Raw genomic sequence first — 7649 nt, 5'->3', positions numbered from 1 at the left:
CAATCCAGAAGCTGTGCGGGGATTAATCGCCGCCCTCAAGGACTCTAATTCTGAGGTGAAAGGCAACGCGGCATCGGCTTTGCGTAATATTGGCAATCCAGAAGCTGTGCGGGGATTAATCGCCGCCCTCAAGGACTCTAATTCTGAGGTGAAAGGCAACGCGGCATCGGCTTTGGGTAGAATTGGCAATCCAGAAGCTGTGCCGGAATTAGTCGCCGCCCTCAAGGACTCTGAATCTGACGTGAGATACTACGCGGCATTGGCTTTGGGTTATATTGGCAATGCAGAAGCTGTGCCGGAATTAATCGCCGCCCTCAAGGACTCTAAATATGGTGTGAGAAGCAGCACGGCATTGGCTTTGGGTTATATTGGCAATGCAGAAGCTGTGCAGGGATTAATCGCCGCCCTCAAGGACTCTAAATCTGACGTGAGAAGCAGCGCAGCATGGGCTTTGCATCAAATTGACAATGCAGAAGCTGTGCAGGGATTAATCGCCGCCCTCAAGGACTCTGATTCTGAGGTGAGAGACTACGCGGCATCGGCTTTGGGTAGAATTGGCAATGCAGAAGCTGTGCCGGGATTAATCGCCGCCCTCAAGGACTCTGATTCTGAGGTGAGAGGCTACGCGGCATCGGCTTTGGGTAGAATTGGCAATGCAGAAGCTATGCAGGGATTAATCGCCGCCCTCAAGGACTCTAAATCTGACGCGAGACGGAACGCGGCATTGGCTTTGGCTAATATTGGCAATGCAGAAGCTGTGCCGGGATTAATCGTCGCCCTCAAGGACTCTAAATCTGACGCGAGACGCAACGCGGCATTGGCTTTGGCTAATATTGGCAATGCAGAAGCGTTAAACAAAATCATCTACGATTGGGAAATAGACATTTATGAAGCCGAAATTTTTACTTCAGCAAGGACGTTAGCAGTTAGATTTAGCAAGCAAAAGGAGTCTTTTATTCCTGTTTATCCTGAGTTAGTTAGATTTAATCCAATACTGACATTTGTGAAGCGTCGTTTGCAATTAAGCAAAAATCTCTGGCTTAGGCTTTTTCGACTGTAAGCGCAACTTCCGGGAAAATTGTAGACACAATTTGCTTACTCCCGTTATATGCATTAGACGATCGCTTTCCTCCAATCTACTCATAGTTTGTAAACTGTAGCATTCGGCTAATCTCTGTTCACTTGCAAGGTAAGCAATTTATACTGAATAGACCCTACACTACAGAAAAAGCTTGAGAAATCTATGATCACACTGGAAGGGTATAAAGTCCTGACAGAACTGCACACAAGCCCTAATTCTCAGGTTTATCGGGGATATCGAGAGTTAGATCGACAACCAGTAGTACTGAAAATTCTGTGGCAAGAATACCCATCCCCAGAAGCGATCGCCCGGTTTAAACTTGAATACGATCTCACACGTCGCTTTCAAGCGGCGGGAATTATCCAAGCCTATGACTTGAAAAAATATCAAAATACCTTAGTCTTAGTTTTAGAGGATTTTGGTGGACAACCTCTGCGTGGGTTACTCAATCAATCGCCTCTACCGCTAGAGAATTTTTTGCAATTGGCTATGCAAGTAGCAGCTGCTTTAGAAGAAATTCATCAGCAACAGATTATTCATAAAGACATTAATCCTGCCAATATTCTTCTCAATCCCACGACTCAACAGACGAAAATAATTGACTTTGGCATTGCTACTTTGCTGTCGCGGGAAAATCCCACTTTGCAAAATCTGAATGTTTTAGAAGGGACTCTCGCTTATATTTCTCCCGAACAAACAGGACGGATGAATCGCTCGATTGATTATCGCACCGATTTTTACTCTTTGGGAGTTACTTTCTACGAACTGTTGACCCAGAATTTACCTTTTATTAGCGACGATCCTGTAGAACTGGTTCACAGCCATATTGCCAAACAACCGATTCCGCCCGATCAAATTAATCCCCAAATTCCGCCAGCGCTTTCGCAAATTGTGATGAAGTTGCTGGAAAAGACCGCCGAAGCGCGTTATCAAAGTGCTTTTGGATTGCAAGCAGATTTACAGCAATGCCTTGAGATGTTCACCGCTACAGGGCAAATTCACTTATTTGAACTCGGACAGCACGATCGCTCCGGTAGATTTCAAATTCCTCAAAAATTGTACGGACGCGAGGCGGAAGTGGCAAATTTGCTGGCAGCTTTTGAGCGAGCTAGTCACGGTCAGAGTGAAGTGATGTTGATTGCAGGTTATTCTGGGATTGGCAAATCAGCCCTAGTTCAAGAAATTTATAAACCGATTACCCAGCAACGGGGATATTTTATTTCTGGGAAGTTTGACCAATTTCAACGTAACATTCCCTACAGTTCTTTAATTCAAGCCTTTCAAGCTTTAATTCGCCAGTTGTTAACTACAAGTGAAGCCGAAATTACCATTTGGCGCAAAAAATTATTAGATGCTCTTGGTGTAAATGGTCAGGTAATTATCGAAGTAATTGCAGAGGTGGAACTAATTATTGGTCAGCAGCCACCCGTTGTAGAACTATCGCCCAAGGAAGCCCAAACTCGGTTTAATTTAGTCTTGCAAAACTTTATTAAGGTCTTTACCCAAAAGGAACATCCTTTAGTAATGTTCTTGGATGACCTGCAATGGGCGGATAGTGCATCACTCCAGCTAATTCAGTTGTTAATTAGTCAGGCAGATAGTCAATATCTGTTGCTGATTGGTGCTTATCGTGATAACGAAGTAGATAAAACTCATCCCCTGCGGACAACGATCGCATCTTTAGAACAAGCAGGGGTGGCTATTCACGAACTGACTTTAACGCCCTTAGCATTGCCCCAAATTCAACAACTTCTCAGCGATACCCTCAACAAGACTGATTTAGCAGAAATTACTCCTCTAGCAGAACTGCTGCAACAGAAGACTAATGGCAATCCCTTCTTCATGAATGAATTTCTGAAGTCGCTGTACACAGAAGAATTACTACAGTTTAATTTCACTCAGCGACAATGGCAGTGGCAACTGACAAAAATCCAGGCAGCGCAGATTACCGATAACGTAGTGGAGTTGATGGCGCTGAAAATTCAAAAGCTGCCAGTAGCCGCCCAAGAAGCTTTAAAATTAGCAGCTTGTATTGGCAATTCCTTTGATTTGCATACTTTGGCGATCGCTAGCTCAAAATCCCTTGCAGATGTCGCCGCCCAACTCTGGGAAGCCGTGCAAACAGGACTAATTTTACCCCAAGGCAATGACTATCAACTCTTGCAAGTTGCTGATCGAGAAGTAACAGCGAACTTGACAAATTTGGATGTAGTCTACAAATTCCTGCACGATCGCGTCCAGCAAGCTGCCTACTCACTGATTTCTACCGATCAAAAACAGGCAGTACACTTGCAGATTGGGCAACTATTATTACAAAGCATTACCCCCCAGAAGCAAGAAGAAAAGATTTTTGACATTGTTAACCAACTGAATTTTGGCATCGACCTGATTACAGATCGTCAACAGCGACAAAAACTAGCTCAGTTGAACTTAACAGCAGGTAACAAAGCCAAAGCCTCAGCAGCCTATCAGCCCGCCTTAGATTATCTGACAATGGGGATTAACTGCCTAGCAGCTAACTGTTGGCGGCAGCAGTATCAGCTAGCTTTGGCATTGCACACCGCCGCCGCCGAAGCTGCTTATCTGGGTGGGGACTTTGAACGCATGGATGCACTCACAGATGAAGTACTGCAAAAGACCCGCAGCACAGTCGATCAAGTGCAGGTTTATGCGATCAAAATCCAAGCTGCGATCGCCCACGATCAACTCTTAGCAGCTTCTAAACTCGGTCTGCAAGTTCTGCAACTGCTGGGCATTCCCTTAGCTAACAACCCCGGCCAACCGCAAATTATGTTGGGATTGTTCAAAACTAAACTTGCTTTGGTAGGTAAGCAGGTACACACCTTAGCCGACTTGCCAAAACTCACCCATCCCACGAAATTAGCGGCAATTCACATCCTTGCAAGTATCGCCTCCGCAACCTATCTAGCAGCCCCGAATATTTTTCCTTTGACGGTCTTTAAACAGGTAGAAATATCCGCGAAATACGGCAACGCGGCGGAATCAGCCTTTGCCTACGCGACCTATGGCTTGATTCTCTGTGGCGTTGTTGGGGATTTGCAAGGGGGATATAAATTTGGTGAATTAGCCTTGAAAGTGCTAGATCGCTTCAATGCCAAGCACCTGCAAGCGAGAACTTTATTTGTAGTTAATTCCTTTGTCCGTCACTGGCAAGAACCACTCCAAAATACTATTCCTTCACTGCAAGCAGCATTTCAAATTGGGCGCGATACGGGTGATACTGAATACGCTGCATTTTCTGCCAATACATCCTCTATGCATTGCTATTTTACTGGTCAAAATCTGACTGAATTGGATGAATGTTTAGCTATTTACGCAGAGGCAGTTCAACAGTTCAAGAAAAAACCGATATTTGTTTTCATTCAACTTTATCGCCAAGCAGTTGCTAATTTACAAGGCAAAAATGCTAATCCCTGTCAGTTGGTGGGGGAATTTTATGATGTAACCGCTATGTTACCCCAGCATATCGAGAATAACTATCGCACAGCTATTTTTTATATTTATACTAATCACTTAACGCTGAATTATTGGTTTGAAGATTATGCCACAGCCGTCAAGAATGCTGATTTAGCAATTCCTTATTTAGATGCGGTCGTAGCTTTATTTATTGTGGGATGGTTCCACTTTTATGACTCATTAGGACGACTAGCTTTAGCCTCTGTTGCCAGTACGGCAGAACGTCAAAAGTTACTCCAGCGAGTGGCAGCGAACCAGAAAAAATTGCAAGTATGGGCAAAATTTTCTCCTGTCAATTATACTCATAAATTAGCGCTGGTAGAAGCAGAATGGCATCGGGTGCATGGGGAATCTAGTCAGGCGATCGCCTGTTACGATCAGGCCATTGCCTTAGCCCAAGAAAACCAATATTTTAATGAAGCAGCTCTCGCCAATGAATTAACTGCCAAGTTTTATCTAGCCCAGAACAAATCCAAGATTGCCCAAGTTTATCTGCAAGAAGCCCGCTATCTTTATTTGCAGTGGGGAGCGATCGCCAAGGTAAAAGATTTAGAAGCCAAGTATCCCCAAATCTTAACGCGCATTCTCGAAAAAGCTGTTAAATCAACTTTATCAACCACAACTTCTAACCCGACCAATCTTACAAGTACCAGTCGTTCCGAATCATTGGATTTGGTGACAGTTATCAAAGCTTCTCAAACCCTTTCCGAAGAAATTCAACTAGATAAACTGTTATCTAATTTAATGCGGATTTTAATCGAAAACGCCGGAGCGCAACGGGGATTTTTGCTGTTGTCAACCAAAGGCAAATTTTTGATTGAAGCTCAGGGAACCGTTGGTGAGAATACTATTCAGGTATTGGAATCACTCAGTATTGAAGATAACCAAACTCTCTCAACTGCGATCGTTAACTATGTGATTCGCACTAAAACTAATGTAGTCCTAAACGATGCCATCCACGAAGCAGTGGGGATTGGGGAATTCATCAAAGATCCCTACATTCGCCAATACCAACCGCGATCGATTCTGTGTACTCCTTTGATTAACCAAGGAAAGTTAGCAGGAATTGTCTATTTAGAAAATAACTTGACAACAGGAGCATTTACCCCAGATCGCTTGGAGTTGCTCAACTTACTTTCAGCACAAGCAGCTATTTCCATTGAAAATGCCCGTTTGTATACAGATTTAGCTGCACTCAACAAAGCTTATGAGCGCTTTGTCCCTCGCCAATTTCTGCAATTCCTCAACAAGCAAAGCATTATAGATGTGCAATTAGGCGATCAGGTGCAGCGGGAAATGTCAGTCTTATTTACCGACATTCGCGCCTTCACCACCCTTTCAGAAAGCATGACTCCCGCCGAAAATTTCCGATTTATTAACTCCTATCTCAGTCGCATGGAGCCGATCATTTTGGAAAACAATGGCTTTATCGACAAATATATTGGTGATGCGATCATGGCCTTATTTGCCGGAGATGCCGATGATGCGGTACTAGCGGGAATTGCCATGTTGCAGACATTAACAACCTACAACGAAAAACGCCAAGCCAATGGTTACTTACCAATTCAAATTGGTATTGGGATTAATACTGGTTCGCTAATTTTGGGGACAGTCGGCGGGTTGAATCGTATGGATAGCACAGTGATTAGTGATGCGGTTAATCTAGCAGCGCGAATCGAAGGATTGACCAAAACATTCAACGCCCCACTCTTAATTACCGACCAAACTTTTGAGCGTTTACAAAATCGCGATCGCTATGGTATTCGTGTAGTTGGTCAGGTAAAGGTGAAGGGTAAGACAAATGCTGTGATTGTTCATGAAGTGTTTGCAGCCGATCCTCCAAAAATTGGTGCAGGTAAAACAGCTACCTTAGAGTTATTTGCGTCAGCATTAGCGTGTTACGAACAACAACAATTTGCAACAGCAGCCGAGTATTTTCAAGATTGCTTGCAGCAAAACCCGTGGGATCAAGTCGCGCAGATGTATCTTGAGCGCTGTCAGTCAGGACAACAGATAGCATCAATTTTTACTGAGGCAGTTAAATTTTAATAAGAGAGGCAGGGGGGCAGGCTCAATCCAAGATCCCATGGAATACCAACAAGGGTCTGCCACCTCAGCAGGTAATACCAATTCGCAATTCGCAATTCGCAATTTGCAATTAAGAAACCTAGATGGAGTAAGACTTTGGTGATTGATATCTGTTGCCTCATTTTGGAGAATTGGTATAAATCAGTCAGAATTAACCAAGGTTCGGCATAATCCTCGTTATGGCGCAATACGGCTCAGATAAGGTTTTTTTTCTCCCCCTGCTCCCCCTGCATCCCCTGCTCCCCCTGCCTCAACAGATAAATTTCCTTAACTGAACCGTATTGCGTTATGGCGAGCTCGGTACACTCAATCGAGTTAGTTTGCTGTATTGTCGCCAACCTAAATTTAAATAAAATTTTCTTACCAAACTTTACTCATATTCAAAATAAACCCAGGCAATACCAACTTACCGCTAACGGTAGCAGGATTATCTAAACATTCTTCTGGCAATCCAGGACGATAAATATAGACTTTACGCTGCTTACGGTCAATTAACCAGCCTAACTGTATTTCTGGCTCATTCATATATTCCTCCATTTTTTCCTTCAAAGTCTGGAGGTTGTCGCTGGAAGATTTGAGTTCGACTACAAAATCTGGACAAATGGGAGCAAACTTTCGCTGTTGTTCTGGGGATAGAGTATTCCACCGTTCTAATTTAATCCAGGAAGCATCTGGAGAGCGTTCTGCACCTGTTGATAACTTAAATCCTGTACTAGAGCTAAAAGTTATACCTCTACCATCTTGTTCTGACCACACCCATAACTGCCCAAATATGTTACCTTCTCGGTTTCCTGTCTCTGAACCAGTAGGAGGCATAATTACCAATTCTCCAAATTTATTTCGTTCAATGCGTAAATCACGATTCACCTGACAAAACTCAAAAAATTGTTCGTCTGTCATTTGCATTGATGACGGAATTTGCAAAACCAAAGGGGATGAAAACATTGAGATATCCTCCAGGTTCGGATGCCTAGCCAACTGACTATATTCTCACGCAAAAAAA

The 7649-nt window shown here is 43.6% G+C and carries 3 protein-coding genes; 2 read left to right on the top strand and 1 reads right to left on the bottom strand.

Going from position 1 to position 7649, the window contains the following annotated elements; genetic code table 11:
• Together RMY63_RS32635 and RMY63_RS32630 are read left to right on the top strand one after the other, a co-directional pair.
• Positions 1-1060: HEAT repeat domain-containing protein (locus RMY63_RS32635; protein ID WP_322732675.1), on the top strand; the 1060-nt coding region annotated here is incomplete at its 5' end.
• 183 nt (positions 1061-1243) lie between these two features.
• Positions 1244-6607, top strand: coding sequence for an AAA family ATPase (locus RMY63_RS32630; RefSeq protein WP_322732674.1), 5364 nt, complete (start codon positions 1244-1246; stop codon positions 6605-6607).
• A 399-nt stretch (positions 6608-7006) separates the two neighbouring features.
• Here the strand turns inward: RMY63_RS32630 and RMY63_RS32625 are convergent, their stop codons facing one another.
• Positions 7007-7591, bottom strand: a complete 585-nt coding sequence (locus tag RMY63_RS32625; protein WP_322732673.1) for a Uma2 family endonuclease — start codon at positions 7589-7591, stop codon at positions 7007-7009.
• Between the last annotated feature and the right edge of the window lie 58 nt (positions 7592-7649).

Origin of the sequence: Nostoc sp. ChiQUE01b, assembly GCF_034531255.1 — a bacterium.
Lineage (GTDB): Bacteria > Cyanobacteriota > Cyanobacteriia > Cyanobacteriales > Nostocaceae > Nostoc.
This window is presented reverse-complemented; position numbering and strand designations above follow the sequence as displayed.